The sequence below is a fragment of the Paenibacillus sp. FSL L8-0340 genome (assembly GCF_038593145.1).
Lineage (GTDB): Bacteria > Bacillota > Bacilli > Paenibacillales > Paenibacillaceae > Paenibacillus_AQ.
In genome coordinates this window covers 4,464,588-4,487,348 of sequence record NZ_CP151967.1, presented here as the reverse complement: position 1 = coordinate 4,487,348, position 22,761 = coordinate 4,464,588, and the positions used below count along the sequence as shown (strand labels likewise).

Below are 22,761 nucleotides of genomic sequence, written 5' to 3'. Positions count from 1 at the left end.
TCGGGAGAGCCGGAGTGGACGCCGACCGACTGACGTGTCTACAGCTCAAATATAAATTACTTTATAAATTATGGGTCCGTTGACTCTATAATCCGGGAGGATATTAATCATGTTAAGATCTATGTATTCAGGCGTTTCAGGTATGCGCGGATTTCAAACCAAGCTGGATGTCATCGGCAACAACATTGCCAATGTGAACACACTCGGTTTCAAATCAGGCCGTGTAATGTTCAAGGACATCATGAGCCAAACTGTATCAGGCGTTACTGCTCCGGTTGATGGCGGTCAAGGCGGGGTCAATGCGCAGCAGATTGGCCTTGGAGTAAGCATCGGTTCCGTAGACACCATGCATCTGGCGGGCAGTGCCATGACTACCAACAATCCTACCGACCTGCGGATTGACGGAGACGGCTTCTTCGTGGTTAGACTTTCGGATGATCAAGAGACTCCTTTTCTGACCCGTGCCGGTGATTTCCATATGGATGCAGCCCGCAACCTGATCACTTCCGATGGACTGCATGTTCTGAATTCCGATAGCGAGGCTATTCAACTTGCTCCGGAGGTAACGGCGTTTTCAATTTCCAGCGACGGCACTATCGTACAGACGATGGCTGACGGAACAACAGAGCCGGGCGTTAGAATCGGTATGGCTAAAGTAAGCAATCCGCAAGGGTTGGAGAAAATTGGCGGCAATCTGTACCGCATGACGCTGAATGCGAATGCCGATGGCGAGCTTGTGATAACGACTCCGAATGATGCGGAAGCAGGTACAGGGAAAATCGTTTCCGGTCAGCTGGAAATGTCCAATGTCGATCTGACGGGTGAGTTTACTGAAATGATCGTAACCCAGCGCGGCTTTCAGGCGAACTCACGTATTATTACAACTTCTGATGAAGTCCTTCAGGAAGTTGTTAACCTCAAGCGTTAATTTTTAAACCATAATCATAAACTTGCTGTATTGTGAAGTCTTGGGGGAGGAACTCCTCCCCCTATTTTTGTTAGGAGGCCTGTTATGATTTCGGTAACAAGATTGAATGGAACGCCAATGTTTTTAAATGCTTTGCTGGTAGAAATGGTAGAGGAAGGCCCGGATACTTACATTACACTGGTAACCGGAAAAAGACTGATCGTGCTTGAAAAAGCCGATGAGGTCATACGTAAGATCCGAGATTATAACAGGGACATAGGCACATATGCTGCCACCATTAAAGTCCAGTCTATGGAGGAGCTCTCATGAAAAAGATGATGCCGTGGCTCATTACAATTTTACTTGCGGTAACACTCATCGTAGTAGCTGCATTTTTACTAATGGATAAGATCTTCCCAAGCGATGCGAATGATGTGAAAGCGGCAGTTCAAAATGTGGAAACCAACAGAATGAGTGCTGATCAAATCGTCGAACTGACGGCGCAAATCACCGATATCAAAACTAATCTTGCCGATCCCGATTACATCCTTTCAGTAGACATCGCGTTCCAATTGGATACAGCGAAGTCCAAGGAAGAATTCGAAAAGATAAAAGCTATTAAGATCACGCCGCTAATTATTAAGGCGATTGCCGATACCAAGCCAGAGGATCTGAATGGTGCTAGCGGCAAAGATCAAATCAGCAGCAAGCTGGTGAATATAATCAACAAGAATTTGACTGAAGGGTCTATAACCCAGATCGAATTCACTAAATTCATTATGGCTTCTATTTAGCTGCTGGCGGGTTTAATTGTTTGATGGGGGGTGATTGAATTGGTTGATGTACTATCACAAAATGAAATTGATGCTCTGCTTGCCGCACTTTCATCCGGTGAAATGGATGCCGACGAACTTAAAAAAGAAGAAACCCAGAAAAAAATCCGCTCTTACGATTTCAAACGGGCCGTGCGCTTCTCGAAAGATCATATCCGCAGTCTTACGCGGATTCATGATAACTTTGCCCGCTATCTTACGACGTACTTTTCGGCCCAATTGCGTACCTTTGTGCAGATCAGTGTCGTACAAGTAGAGCAGCTCCCTTATGATGAGTTCATCCGTTCCATTCCAAAAATGACGATTCTGAATATTTTCGAAGCGGAACCGCTGGAGGGACGAATGGTCATGGAGGTGCATCCGAATATTGCCTTCGCCATGCTCGATAGGCTGCTGGGCGGTTTTGGAACAGCACCAAGCAAGATTAATGCACTGACCGAAATTGAAACAACCATCATGGAGAGAATTTTCAGCAGATGCTTTGAAAGTCTACAGGAAGCCTGGAAGACGGTTCTGGATATTAATCCACGGATGGAAGCTCTGGAGACGAACCCGCAATTCATGCAGATTGTATCACCGAATGAAACGATTGCGCTGATCTCGTTAAGCACCAAAATAGGCGACACTACCGGGATGATCAATCTATGTATCCCTCATGTCGTACTGGAGCCGATTATGACAAGGCTGTCCGTACACCAATGGTTTGTTTCTGAGAAGAAGGTGCGGGACGAGGTTGAACTTGAATCTATCCGTTCGAGAGTTCACAGGGCGCAGCTGCCTATAGTTGCAGAGCTGGGTGAATCCAGGTTATCCATAGCTGAATTTCTCGGGCTTAGCGTAGGCGACGTAATCTCTCTCAATAAGACCGTGGATTCCGGGCTGTCGATCAAAGTAGGGGACAAGCTGAAATTCATCGGAAGTCCAGGGATGATTAAAGAGCGTGTAGCTGTGCAAATAGACGAGATTGTCAGTGAAGGAGCTGAAGAGTTTGACGAGTAAAGACTATTTATCCCAAGAAGAGATCGATGCTCTTCTCAGACAGTCCGCGGAAGGCTCAATGGAACCACAGGAAAAGACAGTTGATGATTACCTGACACCATTTGAGCAGGATGCGCTGGGGGAAATCGGTAATATTACTTTTGGCAGTGCAGCGACTGCACTTTCCACTTTGCTGGGTAAGAAGGTAGATATTACGACTCCGCAAGTGTCCATCATTACCCGCGGACAGTTTGAGGAAGCTTTTCCTAAGCCTCATGTTGCCGTACATGTACAGTACGTCGATGGTTTTCAAGGCATTAACTCATTGGTAATTAAGATCAGGGATGCGCAAGTCATTGCCGACTTAATGCTTGGCGGTGAAGGAGAACCGAAGGATGAAGAGCTGAATGAAATTCATATCAGCGCCGTGCAGGAAGCAATGAACCAGATGATGGGCTCGTCTGCTACCTCCATGTCAACGATCTTCAACCGGTTCGTCAACATCTCGCCTCCGGGAATTGATATCCTGAATATGTCGAGTGGAGAAGGGGTAGGCAGTCTTCCGGATGACGAAACCTTGATTCAAATTTCCTTCCGTCTGAAAATCGGGGATCTTATCGACTCCACGATTATGCAGCTTTTACCGGTTCAGTTCGCCAAGGATATGGTCAGCATGCTGCTCGGTGATGTCAGCCAGGCGGATCAGGAGGCGGCTGTGTCGACAGCGGATAAGTCTGCTGCACCAGCGCCTGCATCTGCACCTGCCCAGGCTCCTGCAGCACCTCCAGTGCAGCAGACACCGCCTGGACCTGGCGAAGTGCCGCCGCAATATCCGCCGCAGGGAATGCCGCCTTATCCGGGGATGCCTGAAGGAGGCTATTATTATCCACCGGCAGGAATGCCCGCTTATGGAGCGCCGGGCGTGCCGCCATATGGAGTACCGCCGCAGGGAATGCCTTACGGACAGGTTCCACCACAGGCGCCGCCTCTTGGACGCAATGTAAATGTACAGCCTGTTCAATTCGCTAATCTTAGCGCAGGAGCCTTTGGTAATATTGATGAAAATAATTTAAATTTATTGATGGACATACCACTGAGAGTGACCGTAGAATTAGGAAGGACCCAGAAGCAGATCAAAGATATTCTGGAAATGTCGCAAGGTTCGATTATCGAGCTGGACAAGCTGGCTGGTGAGCCTGTTGACATTCTGGTGAACAACAAGCTCATTGCCAAGGGTGAAGTCGTAGTTATCGACGAAAACTTCGGAGTTCGCGTTACGGATATCGTCAGCCAGTGGGACCGAATTCAAAAATTACAATAAGCATACTTAGGGAGGATTTTTTAAAAATGGCTAACCGAATTCTAATCGTGGACGATGCAGCATTTATGAGAATGATGATCCGGGATATTTTGTCAAAGAACGGATTTGAGGTAGTGGGTGAAGCCCAGGACGGTTCGCAGGCTATTGAGAAGTTTAAAGAACTGCGTCCGGATCTGATCACGATGGATATTACCATGCCTGAAATGGACGGAATTGCCGCCCTTAAAGAAATTAAAAAAGTAGATGCCAATGCCAAGGTCATCATGTGTTCAGCCATGGGTCAGCAGGCTATGGTCATTGACGCGATTCAAGCGGGTGCCAAGGACTTTATTGTTAAACCGTTCCAGGCTGACCGTGTTATTGAAGCGATCAACAAAACGCTGGGCGTGTAGGAATCAGACATGCCGGCTAACAGCGAACCGCTGGGAAACAGTAACCCCCTGCTGAGTTTACTCAACGTTATTTTTGTCCTTGCGGCAATCGTCATTCTAATAGTGCTGCTGATCCGTTTTCTTGGCCGCCGCAATCAGACGTTAATGAGCGGGCGCTCCATCCGAACGCTGGGTGCGCTCGGACTGGGCCCCAATAAGTCTGTGCAGATTATTGAAATCGGCGGCAGCCTTTACATGATTGGGGTCGGTGAGAATATATCCATGCTGGATAAAATCACGGACCCGGCGGAAGTGGCACTTATCATTTCTACGTTTGAAGAAGAGTCGTCAGGACAGAACAACTTTCTGGTGCCGCTCATTTCCAAAATCAAAGCCAAGGTGCGCGGTGAGGTTCCATCTCAGGAAATCGAACTTAGTGAAACATCCTCTTTTTATGAGACCCTGCAATCCAAGCTTGCACTTGCACCTGAGCGCAACGAAAAGATGGAAGAGCTTCTCCGGGATGATGCACTTAAAGATGAGTCGAGGGATTTATGAAAAAAAAGCTGATTCTTTCATTTCTGCTGCTCGGTATGTTCAGTGTTTTGCTTTTGCATCCGATACACGCAGATCCTATACCGAACATTAATATTCAAGTAGGCGACAGTAACGGCTCAAGCAGCGGGGGGACCAGTTCCATCTCTATTCTGCTACTTGTGACAGTTCTGAGTGTAGCCCCGGCTTTTCTTGTTCTAATGACCAGCTTCACACGGATCGTCATCGTATTGGGTTTCGTCAGAACCTCACTCGGTACACAGCAGATGCCTCCGAACCAAGTGCTTGTAGGATTGGCGCTTTTTCTTACTCTCTTCATAATGTCGCCTACACTTGCACAGGTGAATGAAACGGCGCTGCAGCCGTACATGAAAGGTACCTTAACTCAGTCCGAAGCGCTTAATAAAGCAGCCGAACCGATGAAGGAATTCATGTTCAAACAGACGAACACCAAAGATCTGCTTTTGTTTATGAATTACACGGGCAACAATGCCACGGTCAAACCCGCCACGTACAATGATATTCCGTTGACAGTGATGGTGCCGGCTTTTGCCATTGGTGAAATGAAAAAGGCGTTTACAATGGGCTTCATGATTTTTATACCTTTTCTGATCATTGATATTGTAGTTTCGAGTACACTGATGGCCATGGGGATGATGATGTTGCCTCCGGTCATGATTTCATTACCGTTCAAAATAATGCTCTTCGTACTGGTAGACGGCTGGTACTTAGTTGTAAAATCACTGCTGATGAGTTTTAACACCTGACGTATAAGAGGAGGCATAAGGGATGAATACGGAGTTTATTATCGGTCTAGCCGGCCAAGCCGTATATTTGGTGCTGGAAACAAGCGCTCCCATGCTGATTCTTGGTCTGGTGGTAGGACTGATAGTCAGTATTTTCCAAGCTACAACCCAGATTCAGGAGCAGACGCTTGCGTTCGTTCCCAAAATCGTCGCCGTACTGCTTGCATTACTGCTGTTCGGCCCTTGGATCATTACGAAGCTGGTAGACTTCACCAGTCAAATTTTGGGCAGTCTCTACATGTATATCGGTTAAGACTATGGATATGGAGACCCTTCTGCAAAGTTTTCCCGTCTTTCTGTTGATTTTTTGTCGAATTTCCGCTTTTTTTGTTGTAATACCAGTGTTTTCTTCTCAGAGTCTGCCGGCAACTTTCAAAATCGGATTGTCCTTTTTTGTCGCCTTAGTTGTCTTCAGCTCAAGGGGGACCGGCATTGTTGTTCCGCAGGACCTCACCTACATTCTGCTAGTGGCCAGGGAAGCGTTGATAGGTTTGCTGCTCGGGTTCATCGGCTATCTGATGTTTATGACGATTCAGACGGCCGGCTCCTTCATTGATATTCAAATTGGATTTGGGATCGCCAACGTTATTGACCCAATGACTGGAGCATCGGCCCCAATCATAGGTAACTTTAAGTACATGATCGCCCTGCTGCTGTTTCTGAGCATGAATGGACATCATTACTTGCTGAATGCGATCGTATACAGCTATAACTGGGTACCTCTAGACAACGATTTGTTTGTCAAAATGATCAATGGCAGCCTTTCAGAATTTCTGGTCCGCTCTTTTGCCCAATCTTTTATGCTGGCCTTTCAAATGTCGGCACCTTTGGTTACCGCGCTGTTTCTTACGGATATCGGTTTAGCCTTTCTGGCAAGAACCGCTCCGCAATATAATGTATTCGTCATCGGGGTACCGCTCAAAATTATTATAGGTCTCGCGCTGCTTCTTATTCTGATGCCGAGTCTGGCTGCCTTGTTCCAGAATCTCTTCGACATTATGTTTGAGTCCATGCAAAATTTGCTGGGGCTTATGGGGAAGAGTCCTTAGGTGACTGTAAGGAGAGAGTGTAATGCCGAAGCCGAAACGATATAAACTGGATCTTCAGCATTTTGGGGGGGACAAGACAGAGAAAGCCACCCCGAAAAAACGTCAGGATGCCCGTAAAAAGGGTCAGGTAGCCAAAAGTGCCGAACTTTCCGGTGCGGTTGTATTATTTTCGGCGCTGCTTAGTCTGACGATGTTCGGAAGTTTCATGAAAGAACGTTTTATGAGTTTGTATATGGATGTTTTTCAGAATCGCATGATGATGGAAGTAACAGCGGAAAATGTGTCCAAGATGTTCAACGAGTATGGTCTGCAGATACTGATTCTGCTGGCCCCGCTGCTCGGGATTACCTTCTTACTCGCACTAGTCGTAAATTTTGCACAGGTTGGCTTTATGGCCTCAGGTGAGGGGATTACGCCTAAGTTCAGCAAGATTAATCCAATCAAGGGGTTCAAAAATATATTTTCCATGCGTTCGTTTGTGGAATTCCTGAAATCGGTTTTTAAACTGGTGCTGATTGCCTATCTGGTTTACAGCACGCTTTGGGGAGAGAAAGAGAGTTTTGCTGCTCTTTCACATGTGAATGCGGAGGGTGTATACCGTTTCACTGCAAAGATGACCATGAACCTTGGCATCAAAATAGCAGCTGTATTGTTTATTATGGCAGTTCTTGATTATATGTACCAGAAGTACGAACATGAAAAAAGTCTGAAAATGTCCAAGCAGGACATTAAAGATGAATACAAAAAGATGGAGGGCGATCCCTTAATTAAAGGAAAGATCAGGGAGCGCCAACGCCGAATGGCAATGCAGCGGATGATGCAGGAAGTGCCAAAGGCGGATGTGATCATTACGAATCCTACGCACTTTGCCGTTGCCCTTAAATATGACGGTTCCAAAATGGAGGCTCCGCAGATTATAGCCAAAGGCCAGGATTATGTGGCGCTCCGCATTCGAGAGCTGGCTAAGGAGCATGGTGTTGTGACTATGGAGAACAAGCCGCTGGCACGGGCATTATTCCAAAGAGCAGAAATTGGCGATGTCGTTCCTGCCGATCTGTTCCAGGCGGTTGCCGAAGTGCTGGCCTATGTATACAAGCTTAAAGGTAAGAGGAGATAAGCCGGGGGAGGTAAAGGACATTGAAAGCTAAAGATCTAACAGTTCTACTGGGCGTTATCGGTATTGTGCTTATGATGATTCTGCCCATCCCGGTCTGGCTTCTGGATGTACTGCTGATTGTCAATATTTCGATAGCACTAACCATTATTTTGGTCGCAATGAATACAAAGGATCCGCTGCAATTTTCGATTTTCCCTTCTTTGCTGTTGATCACAACTTTATTCCGTCTCGCACTCAATATTTCCACAACTAAGCTGATCCTTAAGGATGGTCATGCGGGTGAAGTTGTTGCCACGTTCGGCAGCTGGATTGCCGGGGGACAAATCGCTATCGGATTCATCGTCTTTCTAATTCTGGTTGTTGTGCAGTTCATTGTTATTACCAAAGGTTCGGAACGTGTTGCTGAAGTAGGCGCCCGGTTTACATTGGACGCGATGCCCGGTAAACAAATGAGTATTGATGCTGATTTGAATGCAGGGATGATTAATGAACAGCAGGCACGGGAACGCCGCCGGAATGTGGAACGCGAAGCTGACTTCTTCGGAGCAATGGATGGTGCGAGTAAATTCGTCAAAGGTGACGCAATTGCCAGTATCATCATCCTGCTGATCAACCTGATCGGCGGTTTCGTCATCGGGATGACTATTCATGGACTGTCGTTTCAGGAGGCACTTTCGACATATTCCGTACTGACAATTGGTGATGGACTGGTCAGCCAAATTCCTGCTTTGCTCATTTCAACCGCTTCCGGTTTGATCGTTACACGGGCGGCGTCAGAAGGAAACCTGGCAGAGGATTTGACAGGCCAATTATTGTCCTATCCGAAGCTCTTGTATATCGTTGCGGCGACAATTGCCTTCCTTGGATTCTTCACTCCGATTACAATACTGTCTACCTTGCCCCTGGCAGCACTCATGGGATATGCGGCTTACAGCATGGGCCAGAAGGCAAACCAAAAACAAATGGCCGAGGAACAACTGGTCGAGGAGAAGCAGATTGAAGAGGTGCGGAGTCCAGAGAGCGTCATAAACTTGCTTACAGTGGATCCCATTGAATTTGAGTTCGGTTACGGACTTATTCCTCTGGCCGATACAGGTCAGGGTGGAGATTTACTCGACAGAATTATCATGATTAGACGGCAATGTGCCCTAGAAATGGGACTTGTGGTGCCCGTTATTCGTATTCGCGACAATATTCAGCTAAAACCGAATGAATATGTCATAAAAATTAAAGGGAATAATGTCGGCGGTGGTGAATTATTACTTAATCACTATCTTGCCATGAGTCCCGGTTATGATGATGAATCTATAAACGGTATTGAGACTGTTGAACCATCTTTTGGACTTCCGGCACTTTGGATTGACGAATCGGTGAAAGAACGGGCGGAATTATCCGGCTACACCGTAGTTGATCCGCCTTCCGTGGTTGCTACGCATTTGACGGAGCTGATCAAACGTCATGGGCATGAGCTGCTAGGACGTCAGGAAACCAAACAGCTGGTTGACAATCTCCGGGAGAATTACCCCGTGCTGGTTGATGAACTTATTCCTTCGGTACTGGCAATTGGTGATGTTCAGAAGGTGCTCGGTAAGCTGCTGCGCGAAAAGATCTCGATCCGCGATTTGGTGACGATCTTCGAAACGCTGGCGGACTATGGTACTTACACCAAAGATCCTGATATCCTGACCGAGTATGTCCGCCAGTCGTTGTCGAGACAGATTACACAGCAATTTTCCCAAGTGGGAGAGACGCTGCGTGTAATTACTGTCGGGCCTAATTTGGAGAAGAAAATTTCCGAAAGTGTGCAGCAAACGGAACAGGGCAGCTATCTGGCACTGGATCCGGTTTCGACACAAACCGTGTATCAGCGGCTTACAGAACAGATCAACCGTCTGCTTCAGTCCGGGCAGCAGCCTATCGTACTGACTTCACCGACCATTCGTATGTATTTGCGGCAGGTTATTGAGCGGACGATGCAGGATATTCCAGTGTTGTCCTACAGCGAACTGGAACCTAATATCGAAATTCAAAGCGTTGGAGTGGTGAACTTATGAGAGTGAAGCGTTATGTGGTCGATACGATGCCTGACGCCATGCATTCCATCCGCAGCGAGCTAGGAAGCGATGCCGTCATCCTAAGCACCAAGGAAGTTAAAGTCGGCGGATTTATGGGCATGTTTAAAAAGAAAAAAATTGAAGTTGTAGCCGCAGTAGAAGAGGTGCGGAAGCCGGCTGTACCTGATAAGGCCCCTGTACAATCGCTGAATATTCCGCGTAGTGCAGTGCCGCAGGCCTATCAGAAAGCCGCCACAGCATCATCGCCGTCAGCATCGCTCACGAAGGAGCCTGCGGCTGGCCGGAGCTTTGCTGAAATTGCCGCTGCCATATCGGAAGCCACCGGGATTGCTGAGGCAGGAGGGAATGTAGCCGTTCTACCTTCAACTGCAACCGCAACCGTAACTGCTGTTGAGGAACAGAAAGAGGAATTGGATAGAGAGCTTGCATATGCAATGCAGGCTTCTGCTCCGAAGGAACAGCCTGGATCGGTCACGGCACTTTACGAGAACTTTGGTGCTGAACCCAATCCTCCCGCAGTCTCGGTAGCGGAAAGTGATGTCCTTCGCGAAATCAGGGACATGAAGCACTGGATGGAACGTATCGCCCGCTACTCTTCAAGCGGAGTGGAATTGCCCGAGCAGCTGGAACAGCTTAAGATCCGTTTACTGGACCAGGAGACTGACCCGGTGCTGGTGGAGGAATGGATCAGCAATGTGTTTACCCGCTGGAATGATGAGGGGCGTACCGGAGCTCCTGATCAATTCGGTGAAATGCTGAAAGCTCAGGTGGATGAATTTTTGTCAGGCCGAATTGCAAAAGGAATTGCGGCGGATACGCGGATTGTTTACATTGCCGGGCCAACCGGAGTGGGCAAAACAACAACAATCGCCAAGCTGGCGGCAGAGCAGCTGTTTAAACAAGGCAGGAAGGTAGGCCTCATTACCTCCGACACTTACCGGATTTCCGCGGTGGAGCAGCTGCGCACGTATGCATCCATACTGAATATTCCGCTGGAGGTTGTTCAGTCCCCGGGAGATTTGCAAAGAGCGTTGTTCCGCCTGGAGAGCTGTGACCTCGTTTTGATGGATACGGCAGGACGGAATTACCGTAATGAGATGCTCGTCGCTGAACTTCAGAGCCTGCTGGCCAAGGAACTTAAGAGTGAAACTTTCCTTGTACTCAGCCTGACCTCCAAAAGCCGCGATATGAAGACGATCGCCGAGCATTTCGGCCGTTATCAGCTTGATAAGGTTATCTTCACAAAGCTGGACGAGACAGGAAGCTATGGTCCGTTATTTAATGTTCTGAATGACTTCCCTCTTATGCTGTCTTATATAACTAATGGCCAGAATGTGCCAGATGACCTGCTAATGGCTACCAAAGAGCAGCTATCAGGGATGTTGCTGGGAACAGGAGGGGCGTAATGGATCAGGCGCAGTCCTTGAGACAGCTGGTGTCCAACAAGGACACCAAACTCGTGCCCAAAGACGGGGTATCCGCCAGAATCATCACCGTATGCAGTGGAAAAGGCGGTGTCGGAAAGTCGAATTTCACGCTGAACTTTGCTTTAGCGCTGAAGGCAATGGGCCGTAAGGTGCTATTGTTCGACGCCGATATCGGAATGGCCAATATAGACGTGTTAATGGGTGTCTCTTCTAAATATAATTTGTACCACCTGCTGAAAAGAGAGGCGGATATCGGACAAATTATTCAGACGGGCCCAGGAGGTCTACAATTCATTGCAGGCGGATCGGGTATGGATGAGCTGTTTTCTCTCTCGGAATCAGATTTGAATTACTTTACAACACAGATTGCGCAAATTGCTGATACTATGGATTTTATCCTGTTCGATACGGGGGCAGGACTTTCCAAAGAAACGCTCAAATTTATTAGCTCGGCGGATGATTGCCTTGTGGTAACAACCCCTGAGCCTACAGCTATAACTGATGCATATGCATTGATGAAGGTAGTGCACAATTCTTTTCCCGAAACTTCTTTTAGACTGATTGTGAACCAAGCAGGAGACGAGAGGGAAGCGAAAGCAACCAGCGACAAAATCCGCATGGCGGCAAGCCGCTTTTTACAATTAGATATTCCGTTTCTCGGGTATATGAGTAGTGATGCACATGTTGTTCAGGCAGTTAAGAAACAAGTTCCATTCTCAGTGGCTTTTCCGAACAGTGCAGCAGCCAAGGACGTACAGCGGCTTGCCCAAAACTATTTGGCCGCGGATTCAGCGGAACCAATCAAGGTAGAGGGCATAAAGGGATTTATCAACAGGTGGTTGAAGCGTAAATAATAATTGTTCTGAATTAGAGGAGCAGAGGTGGAAATGATATGAAGCCATATAAAGTTTTGGTTGTTGATGATTCTGCATTTATGCGCAAGATCATTTCCGATTTGATTGAAAATGACGCGAACTTCCAGGTTACCGCTACGGCTTCAAACGGCCGTGAAGCTATTGAGAAAGTGAATCAGCTTTCTCCGGATCTGGTAACGATGGATGTGGAGATGCCGGAAATGAACGGCCTGGAGGCGCTGAAAATAATAATGGCCCAGCGTCCGCTGCCGGTGATCATGCTCTCAGGAATCAATGAGCAGGGCATGAAGGAAACGATTATGGCGCTGGAGTCAGGAGCATTTGATTTCATACGTAAGCCATCCATTTCCAACTCCCAGGATATTATTGCTGTAGGAGAATCTCTCCGGGAGCAAATGAAAGAAGCGATGATGGCCCGTGAGCAGCGTGAAGCTCGGGCATCCGCCTCCAAGAGTGAGGACAAGCCGCCAGCTGCGGTTACTCCAAAACCTCTGGCGGATCCTCCTGTACGCAAGCAGGAACTTCCCAAGAAAGCAAAAGCTGCGGAAGTTCCCGGCACACCAGCACAAAACAAGTTGAAGCCGGAGGCAAAGACCGCGTCCCCTAAGGAAACGGGCAAGAATTTGCTTGATAAGCAGCCAGGGAATAGCGGATCCCCGCGAAATCCTGTCAATCCTGCTGCAGCTCCAGCAAGCCCGGCATCTTCTGAAAAAGCAAAAAACCGCTCCAAAGCGAACTCTACTCCAGTCACACCTGATGTACGTCTGCAACTGGAGGGTGTCCCCGGTACGTTCGCCGAACCTCCTGCAGCTTCGGCTGACCGGAAGTCCGGCAGTATTAAAGGGCTGCGTAAGCTCGTTGCTGTAGGCTGCTCTACAGGCGGGCCACGTGCGCTCAAAGCGTTTTTGGAGAACATCCCGGCTGAATTTCCGGCACCGATAGTCATTGTCCAGCATATGCCGCCCAATTTCACCAAATCATTGGCCCAGCGGCTTAATACCTTCAGCCCGCTTGAGGTTGCAGAAGCGGAGCATGGCATGATCCTTCGCCAAGGAGCGGCTTATATTGCTCCCGGAGGTTATCATCTGAAGGTTGTTCCAGCAGCAGGCGGACAATATGCGATTGAACTTACGAGTGAGGATGCCCGCAACGGGCATCGTCCATCCGTGGACATGATGTTCGAATCACTATTGCCGCTTACCACGCTGGAACGGCATGCGGTGATTATGACGGGCATGGGCAGCGATGGTGCCAGGATGATGAAGTCCCTATATGATTCGGGTGTAACCTCAACCTTCGCTGAAAGTGAAGAAACCTGCGTTGTATATGGAATGCCGCGATCTGCGGTGGAATTGAATTGCGTTAAACATATCCTGCCTTTGCATGAAATTGCTCCAAGGCTGGTGCAAGCCGTTAAATAATGGAAAAGCGAACTTGAAGGGGAGGTGCTCGTTAGTGGACATGAACCAATATTTATCCATGTTTATTGATGAGTCAAATGATCATCTGCAGTCATTGAACGAAAGTATGATGGGGTTGGAAGCAAATCCTGATGATCTAAGTATTGTACAGGTAATATTCCGCTCTGCGCATACCTTAAAAGGTATGGCGGCTACGATGGGTTTTGAGGATTTGGCTTCTCTTACCCACCAGATGGAAAATGTTCTGGATTTAGTGCGCAATAACAAGCTGCGGATGCAGGATTTCATTTTTGACACACTGTTCAAAAGTCTGGATGCCCTGGAATCAATGGTTGAGGATATTACGGCTGGGGGCGAAGGTAAGGCAGATGTCTCGGCAATTGTGACTTCTCTTCAGGCCATTGTTCGAGGTGAAGTTCCTACTGCAGCCGGTGCCGCTGCCGAGGTTACAGCTGCAGCTCAAAAGACTGGAGACGCTCCGGTGTTTTTAGATGAATTCCAATACTCGGTTCTGCAGCAGTCGCTGCAGGAAGGCCATCAGGTGCTGTATGTGGATGTAGCGATCCGTCAGGATTGTCAGCTTAAAGCAGTGCGGGCATATATGGTTTTCGATCTCCTTGAACGTTCAGGAGAGGTGGTCAAATCCTTCCCTTCGGTTCAGGATATAGAGCAGGAAAAATTCGATTACGGCTTTTCCCTCTATTACATAACCCAAAAGGACGCAAGTGAAATTCAATCCATGATCCTAAACTTATCGGAAATTGATAAGGTTACGGCTTTAGCCCTTGATCAAGAGACACTGGAACAGATGGTGCAGGATATGGCTGCCGCTACTGTGGAAGCACCGGTTCAAGAGGAAACTGCTCCCGTAGCGGCATCGGCTGCAGCACCGGTCAGAGAAGAAGCAATCAAAGCGGCAGCTGCCAAAACAGTTGCAGCGCCTTCCCGGACGATCCGCGTAGATATCGAACGCCTGGATGTGCTGATGAACCTGTTTAGTGAACTGCTGATCGACCGTGTCCGTCTGGAACAACTGGCTACAGAAGTGCAGAATAGTGACCTTACTGAGACTGTTGAACATATGGGACGGGTCAGCGGCGATTTGCAGAACATTGTCATGAAGCTGCGCATGGTACCGGTCGACACGGTATTTAACCGATTCCCCCGCATGGTTCGTGACCTTGCCAAATCTCTGGACAAAAAAATCGATCTGATCGTTACGGGTGCTGAAACAGAGCTTGACCGTACTGTTATTGATGAGATCGGTGATCCGCTGGTGCATTTGCTCCGTAATGCCGTTGACCATGGGGTTGAAGGCGTACAGGAGCGTATTGCTGCCGGCAAACCGGAGACGGGTACGATAAATCTGCGAGCTTTCCATAGCGGCAATCACGTCTTTATCGAAATTGAGGAGGACGGAGCCGGAATAAATCCGCAGAAAATCCTGAAATCTGCCGTTAAAAAGGGAATTCTTACTCAGGATCAGGCTGCTGGCTATTCGGATGATGAAGCCATTCAACTTTTGTTCTCACCGGGCTTCAGTACCGCAGAGGTTATCTCTGACGTATCAGGGCGCGGAGTCGGACTCGATGTCGTGAAATCCAAGATTACTTCTCTTGGCGGCAACGTGGTTGTTTATTCCACCTTTGGTAAAGGAACTAACTTTTCAGTACAGCTTCCACTAACCTTATCGATTATCGCGGCCATGCTGGTGCGGCTTGGTTCTGAGAAATATGCCATCCCGCTTTCTTCCATCGTGGAGACTGGAATTGTGAAGAAAACTCAGATCCGCACGATTCATAGCAACAAAATGATTGAATTCCGTAACGGTCATATCCCTCTGCTTTCTCTGAGCAAATTCTTCTCGGTACCTGATTTTGATGAAAGTACTGAAGAGGAAACGGAAATAGTAGTAGTCCGCAAAGGGGAACGCCTCGTAGCCCTGGCCGTTCAGGATTTTATTGGGCAGAACGAAATCGTCATCAAGAATCTTGGCAAGTATCTGCCTGAGGTTCAAGGCATCTCCGGGGCGACCATACTTGGTGACGGTCAGGTCGCACTTATTATTGATCCGAACGCTTTTATTAAATAATCAGGATAGAACAGGGAGGTTCATTCCATGGCTGAAGATATCAAAGTAATCGTATTTAAACTAGGCGCTGAAGAGTACGGCATCGAAGTGGAGAAAGTCCAAACGATTGAACGCATGATGCCAATTACCCGTGTGCCGAAGACCTACTCCTTTATTAAGGGAGTTATCAATTTGCGCGGAGTGGTTATTCCGGTAATTGATTTGCGGGGCCGTTTCGGAATTGAGGAAGCTGATCATACTGATCAGACCCGTATCATTATCGTCAATGTAAATGCAATGGAAGTTGGCTTTATTGTGGACTCGGCCAATGATGTTATTGACTTGAACCGCGATTCCATCGATACACCACCGGAGGTTGTGGGGGGCATCAGAGCGAAGTATCTGGACGGGGTGGCCAAAATTGGAGAAGAACGTTTGCTGATCATGCTCAATTTGAACGAGGTGCTGAACAAGGGCGAAATCGTGCAATTGGAAAGCCTAGAGGGCTAACATATGGAGCTTTTCAAAAACTTCAAGGATTTTAAAATGGATGTCCTTAAGGAAGTGGGCAACATTGGAGCTGGTAACGCCGCCACCGCGTTATCTCAGCTTCTTGGCAAACCGATCGACATGGCTGTTCCGAAAGTGCAGCTGCTGAGCTTTGAAGAAATCACTGAAAAGGTCGGAGGAGCAGAAGAACTGGTATATGCGGTTTTCCTGCGGGTCGAAGGTGAAGCACCGGGCAATCTCTTTTTCATTCTTACTCCGGAAGCGGCTATAAGCCTGCTTAACCGGGTTGCCGGTATTGAGATTTCTCCCGAGCAGGAGCTGGGTGAAATGGAGCTTTCGGCTTTGAATGAAATTGGTAACATTCTTGCCGGGTCTTACCTTTCTTCACTTGCCGACTTCACATCGCTTTCCATGTACCCTACAGTGCCTGCACTGGCCATGGACATGGCCGGGGCCATTCTGGGATACGGTCTGCTGCAGTTCGGTCAGATGGGCGATGATGCTTTGCTGATCGACACAACTTTCCTGGAAGGCAAGGACGAAATTGAAGGACAGTTCTTTCTTATTCCCGATCCAGAATCATTCCCGAAGATCTTTAAATCACTAGGAGTACCGTTTGATAATGATTGAAGAACAAAGCATTATTAAAGTAGGTATGGCAGATCTTAATGTAGGAAGCCAAGACAGCCTTGTGCGTACAACAGGTCTTGGTTCCTGCGTGGGGCTTACATTGTTTGATCCTGGGAAGAAGCTGGCGGGGATGGCGCATGTGATGCTGCCTTCGTCGGATATCGCACGTGAGGGACAAATGAACATTGCCAAATTTGCAGATACCGCAGTGCCGGAGCTTCTGAACCGCTTGCTTGCACTTGGAGCAATGCGCAGCAGGATCGTGGCCAAGATGGCCGGAGGCTCTCAAATGTTTGCCTTTGCCGGGGGGAATGACACCATGAGGATCGGGCCTCGTAATGTGGAATCCTGTAAGCTTGCTTTGGAGGCTCTAAAGATCCCTTTGATTGCCGAGGACACAGGCGGCAATTTTGGCCGCACCATTGAAATTTCCTGCAGTACCGGTATACTCTATATCCGCAGCGTGCAAAAAGGCACTAGGGAAATATAACCATGAGCAGAAAAATAGTAGTGAACACCATCGTCGGAGCGATAGGATTTTTGTTTACCTTTTTTGTGAACTATGGGCATAATTTACTTGGAACAAGTTTAATTCGGGCCAGTTTTGGATTTATTATTTGGTTTGTGCTTGCATTCCTCTTAAGTTGGGTATTGGGTTTTATTGCTGGACAGTCTGTACAGCCAGAAGAGGATGAGACAAGCTTAGAGGGCAATGAGGCGCTGGGTGGCAATTTCGATGTCATTACTCCGGATGAGGATGAAGAATTAATAAACCTGCTGAAACCGAAGCCGGCCGAAGAAAGCGGAAGCACAGAAGGTTTTACACCGCTGCAGCCGCCTAAGCTGGTCTCTATGAAAGATCCTGAAGAATTGGCCAAGGCCGTTCGTCACCTGAAAGAAGAATAAGCGTGTGCTATTGCGGAAGTGGCTCACCTGTTCCGTGTTATGCCCGCTGACTAAACTTTGGGAAGGGTGAAAGCCGTTGAACGAGCATAAAGCTTCTCAATCGGAAACTGACGGGCTCTGGGAACAGTGGAAAGAGCAAGGTAATCCCGAAGCCAAAAAAAAGCTGATTGAGAATTACCTCCATATTGTAGATTACGTGTCCAGCCGCTTAGCAGTCGGATTACCCAAAAATGTATCTAAAGATGATTTGGCCAGCAACGGTGTCATGGGTTTGATTGATGCCATCGAGAAATTCGACTATAAGCGGGGACTCCAGTTTCAGACTTATGCTTCCTGGCGTGTGCGTGGAGCGATTCTTGATTCATTGCGCCAGAGCGACTGGGTTCCCAGGTCCGTGAGGGAGAAAGCCAAAAAAATCGAAGATGCTTACCAGCAGCTGGAGCAGAAATACCTAAGATCAGTCAGTGACGAGGAAATGAGCGAATATCTGAATGTTTCGGAGACGGAATTTCAGAATATGCTGCAGGACGTAGCAGTAATGTCGCTCTGCTCACTAGAGGATCCTATTCGCGAGGAAGAATCAGAGACACGCTTGTCCATCCTGGTGGATGACAAAGCCAAAAATCCGGATCGCAAAGTAAATGAGTTTTATTTGCGCGATACGCTGACTAAAGGCATCGAGAAACTAACGGTGAAAGAAAGGACCGTTGTGTCCCTTTTATATTATGAAGATTTATCATTAAGCGAGATCGCCGAGGTGATGTCACTGTCGCCTTCACGGATTTCGCAGCTTCATTCAAAAGCTATTTTGCGGCTGAGAGGAACGCTTGAGAAAAATCGCGATCTTCTCATGCAAAACGATTAACCGGGCGACGGTGACAAGGGGGAGCAAAATTGATCGGTAATTATGCTTTGAACCAGTACGTGAGTATCACGTTTTCGGAGGATAAAGGGATTGCGTACCTCCAATTTTCCAAAAGGGATGAAAACTTCTCCTGTTCGAGTGAAGATCTCGAAAGCTTCCTAAACAGTCACAATATTCGTTACGGTATTCAGCGGGATATTGTACAGCGAATCAGCAGTAATCCAGAAGAGTATTTCTTCAACAGGGTGCCAATTGCGATTGGTGATCCCGCGGAGAATGGTACGGATGGGCGGGTGGTCCTTACTATTGATATGGAGGAGGACCGCAAACCGCTCGAAAAAGCTGATGGAAAGGTCGATTATAAGGACCTGGTCCGGCTTCACAATGTTAAGAAAGGCCAGTTGATTGCCAGAAAAATTCCGCCGATGCCCGGCAAAAGCGGCAATACGGTTACCGGTGAGGAAATTCCGTATCGGGCGGGAAAAGACGCACACTTTAAAGTCGGCAAAAATGTTCTGATCGATCAAGATGAAACTTCGATGTATGCCGCGATGGACGGACTCGTTACTCTGACGGAGAAGGGAAAGGTCAATGTTTTCCCGGTTTATGAAGTCAACGGTGATGTTGATTACAGTACGGGAAATATTGATTTTGTAGGGACAGTTGTTATTCGTGGCAATGTCTTGACCGGGTTTACGGTTAAATCTGCCGGAGATATCCGTGTGGTTGGCGGAGTGGAAGGTGCTGAACTGATTTCCGGGGGATCGATCGAGATTGCCGGCGGAATTATCGGATACAACAAGGGACTCGTCAGTGCAGGCAAAAATGTAAAAGTATCGTTCATCCAGGATGGAAATGTTGTCGCCGGAGAGGATGTTATCGTTTCGCAAAGTATTATGCACTCTAATATCCGGGCAGGCCGGGATGTGCTTTGTAATGGATCAAAGGGACTTATAGTAGGTGGAGTTGTACAAGCCGGTGAAAGAGTTGTAGCAAGAACCATCGGAAATACGATGTCTACGGCGACGGCTATTGAGGTTGGCGTTGTACCAGAACTCCGGAATGAGATTAACGATCTGCGCCATGAGCTGCGGCAGCTGCTTGAAAATGAGGATAAAACCAACAAAGCGCTGTACCTGCTGAATCAATTGGCGAACAATGGTCAGCTTGCTCCTGATAAGGTGGCTTTGCGCGTTAAACTGAACGCCACTAAGCAATCGCATATGCGTGAGGAGAAGCGCATTAAAGAGCGTGTACTAGAAATTGAAAGAATGCTCGAGGATACGGTTAGAGCAAGGGTGGAAGTAGTTAAGACCATTTACGGAGGTTCCAAAATCGTAATTGGCAGATATACACGTTTTGTCAAGGATCCTACGGAACGGGTTGTATTTATTTATAGTGAAGGCGATATCACATTGGCGCCGTACGTTTAATCAGGCGGGCAGCGACAGGCGGCCGGCCATCCTTGATGTCTAAGTACAGCAGGCTTCGGAAGGATTTGCGAATCTTGGGACGGCCCGTCCGTTTCTATTTATGAGAAGAGGGTTGCTATGAGTCTGAAACCGGTGGAATTGCAGATTGCCCTGCCCCGGACAACTGACGCGGGCAAAGTCCAGCATGGGCTGCAGCATCGTCCTGCTGTGGATCAGCAGCAGCTCGCAGGACAGAATGTCAAGCAGAGCTCGGAGCTGGCCCATCGCAGCACTGAGGTTGACGAATCTGCGGAAGCTGCGCTGCGCAATGATGATAGCCAGGGAAATCATGCGGGAAGTCAGTCCTCTTCCCATCAACAAGAGAAACAGCAGACGTCTCACGACGCTGAACATCCCTATAAGGGCCGACGGATCGATCTCAGTCTCTGAGAGGATATAATTTGATATGTAAAAGGAGATAGGGCACTTGCAACCATGGGTATATATCGTGCTGGTAGGCGCTGTCGCTATCGTTTATGCCCTGAGACTGCCGGCGCGTGCAAAAGAAGACTCAGCCGATAAGCAGAGTCTAAAGGAAACAGAAGCGGCGCTTGAACTATATATGGCGGACATCGAGCGGGAAAATGATAAAATGCTGCAGCTTGTCAGCGGCATCAAACAGCAATCCCAGAACAACAGAACAGCAATGCAGGAGGAGATCAATTCACTTCGGGAGCAAGTTGCCGATCTGCAGAAGAACTCAATGCTGCTTGAAACGCGTCTGACGGCTGAAGAAAAGGGCCTGCTGCAGCTAACAGCTTCATTTGCCAAGGAATCTTCAGCCAGCCGCGCTTCAGAAGCTGTGAGACCGCCTTCAACAGAGCACGCTGCAGAACAGCCGGAGCCGAAACCAAAGCCGGTCAACTCGATCAAATTGCGTTATCCGCGATTGTTCGAGCTGCATGAGCAAGGAAAGTCTATTGACGCTATCGCTAAGACAGCAGGACTTCAGCGTGGAGAGGTTCAACTGATTCTGCAGCTGGCCAAGCAGGAGGAAACGGTATGATCAAGAATCGTTCCTTCATGTTCGGACTAGGTACAGGCCTGATTGCCGGAGCATTGCTGCTGCAAGTGATGATCACCGGGGGAGCCGCTCCCTTGTCCAAGGAGAAGCTAATCAAGGAAGCTGCGAAGCTGAACCTTACCGTAACCGATCCGAGTGCAACACCTACTGCCACTAGTAATACAGGTAACACAGGAGAGGGAACAGAAGGATCAGGGAAAGAGGGGACAGCTGCGGTTGTTCCGTCAGCAACTGAATCCGCTGCTCCAGCTTCGCCTGCTTCTACGCCGCAAGCAGCGGTGGAGCCAAGCGCTGCCGCTGCTCCTTCTAAGCCGGCTACCCCGTCAAAGCCTGCAAGCGAGAAGAAACCATCAAGTGCCCCAGTTGCGCCAGCCACTCCGGAGGTTGCCGTAAACGGCTCGATATCTGTTACAATTCCTACCGGCAGCACACTTACGGAAACTGCCGATTTGCTGGTCAAAGCAGGTGTAATTACGGATAAGAACAAGTTTCTTCAGACGGCAGTAAGCCGTAAAGCCAACACAAAAATTCAAAATGGACGGTACAGCTTTACTAAAGGCGAGAGTAATAATGTTATCATTGATAAGCTGATTACAGTGAAATAATTTATCTTAGAACTTTGGAATTCACAAAACTTTTCATGAATCGTTGCATACATTATTTTATTATGGTATAGTAATTGACGGTGTTAAAACACACGCCGGTTGATTTCGACAAGGGGTGCTTTCTTCAGAAGAAAGTCTTGTAGAAAAATGACGCACGGCGGAGGAGACACACAATAAACCAAAACTAGGAGGTGTGTGAAGATGGCAGTAATTTCCATGAAGCAGCTTCTCGAAGCTGGGGTACACTTCGGTCATCAGACTCGTCGTTGGAATCCAAAGATGGATCGTTATATCTTCACTGAAAGAAACGGAATTTACATTATTGACCTGCAAAAAACGGTTAAAAAGGTAGAGGAAGCTTACAACTTTGTGAAAAGCGTCGCTGGCGACAACGGCACAATCCTGTTCGTAGGAACAAAGAAACAAGCTCAAGATTCCGTAAAAGAAGAAGCTGAACGTTCGGGTATGTTCTTCATTAACCAACGTTGGCTGGGTGGTACCCTGACTAACTTCCAAACTATTCAGAAGCGTATTGATCGCCTGAAGAAACTGGAAGCTTGGGAAGAAGACGGTACCTTCGCAGTTCTGCCTAAGAAAGAAGTAATCCTTCTCCGCAAAGAGAAAGATCGTCTTGAAAAATTCCTGGGCGGCATCAAGAACATGAAAGGTCTGCCAAGCGCGCTGTTCATCATCGACCCGCGTAAAGAGCGCATCGCTGTTGCGGAAGCTCGCAAATTGGGTATTCCTATCGTGGCTATCGTTGATACTAACTGTGATCCGGACGAAATCGACTATGTTATCCCGGGCAACGACGACGCAATCCGCGCCGTGAAATTGCTTACTGGTAAAATGGCTGATGCCGTTGTCGAAGCTCACCAGGGCGAAGACACAACTACTGCTTAAATAGCAGCCGGAATCAAACAAGAACTTAAATGAAAAGGGT

26 protein-coding genes are annotated in these 22,761 nt (G+C 48.0%); all 26 read left to right on the top strand.

Annotated elements, in window-relative coordinates:
- Positions 1-109 precede the first annotated feature (109 nt).
- The 26 genes from flgG to rpsB all read left to right on the top strand — a co-directional run bounded on the left by flgG (position 110) and on the right by rpsB (position 22,721).
- Positions 110-928: a flagellar basal body rod protein FlgG gene (gene flgG, locus NST07_RS20090; RefSeq protein WP_341093988.1), complete on the top strand. Its 819-nt coding sequence runs from the start codon at positions 110-112 to the stop codon at positions 926-928.
- An 84-nt stretch (positions 929-1,012) separates the two neighbouring features.
- Entirely contained in the window at positions 1,013-1,237 is a 225-nt protein-coding gene (locus tag NST07_RS20085) for a flagellar FlbD family protein (protein WP_038593507.1), read from the top strand.
- Positions 1,234-1,701, top strand: a complete 468-nt coding sequence (locus NST07_RS20080) for a flagellar basal body-associated FliL family protein (protein ID WP_038593503.1) — start codon at positions 1,234-1,236, stop codon at positions 1,699-1,701. Before NST07_RS20085 ends, NST07_RS20080 begins: the two co-directional genes overlap by 4 nt.
- A gap of 39 nt (positions 1,702-1,740) precedes the next feature.
- A complete protein-coding gene (fliM, locus tag NST07_RS20075) occupies positions 1,741-2,739 on the top strand; it encodes a flagellar motor switch protein FliM (protein ID WP_038593500.1) in 999 nt (332 codons plus the stop codon).
- The gene (gene fliY, locus NST07_RS20070) at positions 2,729-4,039 is read left to right on the top strand and encodes a flagellar motor switch phosphatase FliY (protein ID WP_341093987.1); all 1,311 of its coding nucleotides are present in this window, start codon (positions 2,729-2,731) and stop codon (positions 4,037-4,039) included. The genes fliM and fliY overlap by 11 nt, the downstream gene beginning before the upstream one ends.
- A 26-nt stretch (positions 4,040-4,065) precedes the next feature.
- Positions 4,066-4,431, top strand: a complete 366-nt coding sequence (locus tag NST07_RS20065) for a response regulator (RefSeq protein ID WP_019910416.1) — start codon at positions 4,066-4,068, stop codon at positions 4,429-4,431.
- A 9-nt stretch (positions 4,432-4,440) separates the two neighbouring features.
- A complete protein-coding gene (locus NST07_RS20060) occupies positions 4,441-4,968 on the top strand; it encodes a flagellar biosynthetic protein FliO (protein ID WP_341093986.1) in 528 nt (175 codons plus the stop codon).
- Positions 4,965-5,732 (top strand): flagellar type III secretion system pore protein FliP, encoded by a 768-nt coding sequence (gene fliP / locus NST07_RS20055; protein WP_076110099.1) that lies wholly within the window; start codon positions 4,965-4,967, stop codon positions 5,730-5,732. Before NST07_RS20060 ends, fliP begins: the two co-directional genes overlap by 4 nt.
- A gap of 22 nt (positions 5,733-5,754) precedes the next feature.
- A complete protein-coding gene (fliQ, locus tag NST07_RS20050; protein ID WP_038593488.1) occupies positions 5,755-6,024 on the top strand; it encodes a flagellar biosynthesis protein FliQ in 270 nt (89 codons plus the stop codon).
- 10 nt (positions 6,025-6,034) lie between these two features.
- Entirely contained in the window at positions 6,035-6,820 is a 786-nt protein-coding gene (fliR, locus tag NST07_RS20045; RefSeq protein ID WP_038600090.1) for a flagellar biosynthetic protein FliR, read from the top strand.
- Between the two features lie 22 nt (positions 6,821-6,842).
- Positions 6,843-7,937 carry a flagellar biosynthesis protein FlhB gene (flhB, locus tag NST07_RS20040; protein WP_341093985.1) on the top strand — a complete coding sequence of 365 codons (1,095 nt, stop codon included), beginning with the start codon at positions 6,843-6,845 and terminating at the stop codon, positions 7,935-7,937.
- A gap of 20 nt (positions 7,938-7,957) precedes the next feature.
- Complete coding sequence (gene flhA / locus NST07_RS20035) at positions 7,958-9,991, top strand: flagellar biosynthesis protein FlhA (RefSeq protein ID WP_342479993.1); 2,034 nt, start codon at positions 7,958-7,960, stop codon at positions 9,989-9,991.
- On the top strand, positions 9,988-11,418 hold the full coding sequence (locus NST07_RS20030; RefSeq protein ID WP_342479992.1) for a flagellar biosynthesis protein FlhF: 1,431 nt from the start codon (positions 9,988-9,990) through the stop codon (positions 11,416-11,418). Before flhA ends, NST07_RS20030 begins: the two co-directional genes overlap by 4 nt.
- Positions 11,418-12,293 carry a MinD/ParA family protein gene (locus tag NST07_RS20025; RefSeq protein WP_341093981.1) on the top strand — a complete coding sequence of 292 codons (876 nt, stop codon included), beginning with the start codon at positions 11,418-11,420 and terminating at the stop codon, positions 12,291-12,293. The genes NST07_RS20030 and NST07_RS20025 overlap by 1 nt, the downstream gene beginning before the upstream one ends.
- Positions 12,294-12,331: 38 nt before the next feature.
- Positions 12,332-13,735 (top strand): chemotaxis response regulator protein-glutamate methylesterase, encoded by a 1,404-nt coding sequence (locus NST07_RS20020; protein ID WP_341378941.1) that lies wholly within the window; start codon positions 12,332-12,334, stop codon positions 13,733-13,735.
- Positions 13,736-13,769: 34 nt separating this feature from the next.
- Positions 13,770-15,827 (top strand): chemotaxis protein CheA, encoded by a 2,058-nt coding sequence (locus tag NST07_RS20015; protein WP_341378940.1) that lies wholly within the window; start codon positions 13,770-13,772, stop codon positions 15,825-15,827.
- A 27-nt stretch (positions 15,828-15,854) separates the two neighbouring features.
- Positions 15,855-16,316 (top strand): chemotaxis protein CheW, encoded by a 462-nt coding sequence (locus tag NST07_RS20010; RefSeq protein ID WP_341093977.1) that lies wholly within the window; start codon positions 15,855-15,857, stop codon positions 16,314-16,316.
- A 3-nt stretch (positions 16,317-16,319) separates the two neighbouring features.
- Entirely contained in the window at positions 16,320-16,946 is a 627-nt protein-coding gene (locus NST07_RS20005) for a chemotaxis protein CheC (RefSeq protein ID WP_038593470.1), read from the top strand.
- On the top strand, positions 16,939-17,436 hold the full coding sequence (locus tag NST07_RS20000; protein WP_038593467.1) for a chemotaxis protein CheD: 498 nt from the start codon (positions 16,939-16,941) through the stop codon (positions 17,434-17,436). Before NST07_RS20005 ends, NST07_RS20000 begins: the two co-directional genes overlap by 8 nt.
- 2 nt (positions 17,437-17,438) lie before the next feature.
- Positions 17,439-17,852, top strand: coding sequence for a hypothetical protein (locus NST07_RS19995; RefSeq protein ID WP_341093976.1), 414 nt, complete (start codon positions 17,439-17,441; stop codon positions 17,850-17,852).
- Between the two features lie 76 nt (positions 17,853-17,928).
- Positions 17,929-18,717 (top strand): FliA/WhiG family RNA polymerase sigma factor, encoded by a 789-nt coding sequence (locus NST07_RS19990; protein WP_076110092.1) that lies wholly within the window; start codon positions 17,929-17,931, stop codon positions 18,715-18,717.
- Between the two features lie 29 nt (positions 18,718-18,746).
- Positions 18,747-20,150, top strand: coding sequence for a FapA family protein (locus tag NST07_RS19985; protein ID WP_341378938.1), 1,404 nt, complete (start codon positions 18,747-18,749; stop codon positions 20,148-20,150).
- 117 nt (positions 20,151-20,267) lie between these two features.
- A complete protein-coding gene (locus tag NST07_RS19980; RefSeq protein WP_341093974.1) occupies positions 20,268-20,579 on the top strand; it encodes a hypothetical protein in 312 nt (103 codons plus the stop codon).
- Between the two features lie 37 nt (positions 20,580-20,616).
- Positions 20,617-21,195, top strand: a complete 579-nt coding sequence (locus tag NST07_RS19975; protein WP_341093973.1) for a hypothetical protein — start codon at positions 20,617-20,619, stop codon at positions 21,193-21,195.
- Positions 21,192-21,818 (top strand): hypothetical protein, encoded by a 627-nt coding sequence (locus NST07_RS19970; RefSeq protein WP_341093972.1) that lies wholly within the window; start codon positions 21,192-21,194, stop codon positions 21,816-21,818. The genes NST07_RS19975 and NST07_RS19970 overlap by 4 nt, the downstream gene beginning before the upstream one ends.
- A 201-nt stretch (positions 21,819-22,019) precedes the next feature.
- Positions 22,020-22,721 (top strand): 30S ribosomal protein S2, encoded by a 702-nt coding sequence (rpsB, locus tag NST07_RS19965; protein ID WP_036692565.1) that lies wholly within the window; start codon positions 22,020-22,022, stop codon positions 22,719-22,721.
- Positions 22,722-22,761 lie beyond the last annotated feature (40 nt).